Consider the following 3231-nt stretch of genomic DNA (forward strand, 5'->3'; position numbering starts at 1 on the left):
CTGTCAAAACCGTGGCGTTCGGCGTGGCGGATCTGTTCAGTTGCCAGACGATAGCGCTCCTTCGGCGTGGCGTCGTCAAGCAGGCGGGTGAAAAATCCCAGGCGTTTTCGCGTCATGCGAACTCCTCCGTAGCGGGTGAAAAATGGGGAATGGCGTCAATCAGCTCGCGGGTATAATCGTTCTGCGGCGATGCAAATAAGGTTCCGACGTCGCCGTGTTCGACTACCTGACCGCTGCGCAGCACCGTGACGCTGTGGGCGATCCGGCGGACGGTAGACAGATCGTGCGTGATGAACAGGTAGGTTAATCCCAGCTGCTGCTGCAGCTGCTGAAGCAGAGCCAGAATCTGCGCCTGCACGGTGACGTCCAGCGCCGAGGTGGCTTCGTCCAGCACCAGGATGGTCGGCTCCAGGATCAGCGCCCGGGCGATGGCCACGCGCTGACGCTGTCCGCCTGAAAGTTCCCGGGCGGTGCGGCCCAGGAGTTCGACGGGCAGGGCAACCCGCTGGGCCACGGTCTCCACCCGAACCTTTCGCTCAGCCTTACCGAGGCGAGAAAAGTTCTTCAGGGGCTCTTCGATGATGTCAAACAGCGTCTGACGCGGGTCGAGAGAGGCAAACGGGTTCTGGTAGACAAACTGGATCTTCTGGCGCAGCTGACGACGGGCCTCGCGGCTGAGCGTGGTGGCATCAATATCATCAATAATGACCTGTCCGCTGTCGGCCTGTTCAAAACCCAGCAAAATACGGGCGAGGGTGGTCTTCCCGGAGCCGGATTCACCGACCAGCGCATGCGTACTGCCGCGCCTGACGTCAAACGTCACCCGATCCAGCGCCTGAAGCTGATGACCTTTGCCCAGCGAAAATTGTTTGCTGATGGCGCGAGCGCGAATGGCCGGTGACGCGAGCGGAAGACCTGATACCGGGGCAATGGTCAGGCGCTGGCCCTGGAGATCGCTCAGCAGCTGACGGGTGTAGGCGTGCTGCGGCGTACGGACAATATCGACGGTGCTGCCTTGCTCCTGAATTTCGCCATCGCGAAAAACCAGCAGCCTGTCCGCGCGCTGGGCGGCCAGGGCCAGATCGTGGGTGACAAACAGAACGGCAGTGCCCGATTCCCGCCGCAGGATATCCAGCAGATCGAGAATGCGTTTTTGCACCGTCACGTCCAGCGCGCTGGTGGGCTCATCGGCAACGATTACGTCCGGGCGCAGGGCAATGGCGATGGCAATCAACACGCGCTGTTTCATCCCGCCGGAGAGCTGATGGGGATACTGCGTCATGCGCTGTTCGGGGTGGCTCAGGCCGACCTTTGTCAGCAGGGTGAGCACCTGCTCGTCGCGCTCGGCGCGGGTCACTTTCTGGTGTAGCTGAATAATCTCTCCGACCTGCGCGCCGATGGTCTTCACCGGATTGAGCGAATTACCCGGATCCTGCGGAACCAGGCTAATTCGCGCCCCGCGAAGGGTATCTAGACGTTTAGCGGACCACCGGCTAATCTCCTCGCCGTTGAGCACTATTTTTCCCGCATCGCGCCGGGCGTTATCCGCCAGCAGGCCAATGATTGCCTGTGCCGTGGTCGTTTTGCCGGATCCGGATTCACCGACAAACGCCAGCATTTCCCCTCGCCCGAGCGTGAAGCTGACGTTATGCACCACCTCTCTCCACTGGCGTGCGGTGCGGTAGCTGATCGTCAAATTTTCCACTGAGAGAACGGTCATTAGCGACCTCCGCTGAACTGTTGGCTGATACGATTGGTGGCCAGCACCACGGCGATGACGACGACGCCGGGGAAGGTGGTTAACCACCAGGCGGTAGAGAGATAGTTACGGCCTTCGGCAATCAATAAGCCCCATTCCGGCACGGGCGGCGGGGTGCCGTAACCGAGAAAACTCAGCGTGGAGAGCGCCAGGATGGCCTGACCAAACTGCAGCGTGGCAAAGGCGAGGACGGCGGTTAAGGCATTGGGCAGGATATGTCGCCACAGCACCGCCAGGAACGTCCCACCGCTGCCAAACGCCGCCTCGACATAATCCGTGTGGCGGATGCGCACCACTTCACCGCGCGCGAGGCGGGCGAAGCTGGCAATGGAGGCAACGCCCACGGCAATGGCGGCATTAACGGTGCCAAACCCGAGCAGAATAATGACCGTCAACGAGAGCAGCAGAGACGGAATGGACAATAGCACGTCGACAAAACGCATCAGGAAAGACTCGACGCGTCCGGCGAACGCCCCGGCGATGACCCCCAGACCGGTGCCCACCACCAGCCCCATCGTGACGGCAGCGAGCGCCGCGCTCAGGGAGTGGGACGCACCGTAGACAATACGGGTATAAACATCGCGGCCAAGCTGATCGGTGCCGAGCCAGTGGCCCGCCTGAGGCGCCAGGCGCTGTGCGCCGGCGATGCCCTCAATCGGGCTGTAGTGAGTTAACAGGCCGGGCGCCACGGCGGCAAAAAGAGCGATAATAATCACCGCCCATGCCAGCCACAGTCCGGGCTGCCATTCCACTCCCTGCCACGCCGGAACGCGTTTTCGCGCGGCGGCAGCGTAATCGACCAGACTCATGATGCACCTCCGGTAACGGTTTGCAGGCGGGGATCCAGCAGAGGCATCAGCAGATCCACCAGCAGATTGATCAGGACAAAACCGAGGGCGGAAATCATCACGACCGCCTGAAGCACGGCGATATCCTGATTATTTACCGCCTGCTGGGTCAGCTGTCCGAGCCCGCTGCGGCCAAAAACGGTTTCCGTGATCAGCGCCCCGGCAATCAGCTCGCCCAGCAGCAATCCGGCAATATTCAGGACCGGCAGCAGGGCGTTGCCGGTAACGTGACGCCACAGGACAGCGGTTTCACTCAGCCCTTTAGCCCTGGCCACGGCGACAAACGGCTGCGTCGCCACCTGGTCGAGGCTGCGCATCAGGATTTGTGCCAGCGGGGCGGAGATCGGGATCGCGACGGTCACGATCGGCAGGATCAGCCCCTGCAGCGGCGTCGGGTTAATCACCGGGATCAGCCGCAGCTGGAAAGAAAAGAGCTGGATGAGGGCAATCCCCAGCCAGAACGTCGGTAAGGAGATAAACAGGACCGGCAGAGACTGGAGGGTATTACTTAGCCAGCGCAGACCCGGCAGGCGCGACGCAAAGGCCAGCGCAAACGCCAGCAGTACCGCGAGTAAAAAGGCGGGCAGGGCGAGGCTCAGGGTATCCGGCAGATTGCTGGCAATC

General features: G+C 61.7%; 3 protein-coding genes and 1 pseudogene. All 4 read right to left on the reverse strand.

The genetic code is table 11. From position 1 onward, the window contains the following. Window positions 1-116, reverse strand: a pseudogene (locus DOU50_RS00665) (putative FMN-dependent luciferase-like monooxygenase); the annotation flags it as partial. Beyond that, complete coding sequence (locus DOU50_RS00670; protein ID WP_148768509.1) at window positions 113-1720, reverse strand: dipeptide ABC transporter ATP-binding protein; 1608 nt, start codon at window positions 1718-1720, stop codon at window positions 113-115. The gene DOU50_RS00670 and the pseudogene DOU50_RS00665, both read right to left, overlap by 4 nt. Continuing rightward, a complete protein-coding gene (locus DOU50_RS00675) occupies window positions 1720-2568 on the reverse strand; it encodes an ABC transporter permease (RefSeq protein WP_148768510.1) in 849 nt (282 codons plus the stop codon). The genes DOU50_RS00670 and DOU50_RS00675 overlap by 1 nt, the downstream gene beginning before the upstream one ends. Beyond that, on the reverse strand, window positions 2565-3231 hold a 667-nt coding region (locus DOU50_RS00680; protein WP_148768511.1), incomplete at its 5' end, for an ABC transporter permease. The genes DOU50_RS00675 and DOU50_RS00680, both read right to left, overlap by 4 nt.

The organism is Enterobacter sp. C6 (assembly GCF_008122455.1).
Classification (GTDB): Bacteria; Pseudomonadota; Gammaproteobacteria; order Enterobacterales; family Enterobacteriaceae; genus Enterobacter; species Enterobacter pseudoroggenkampii.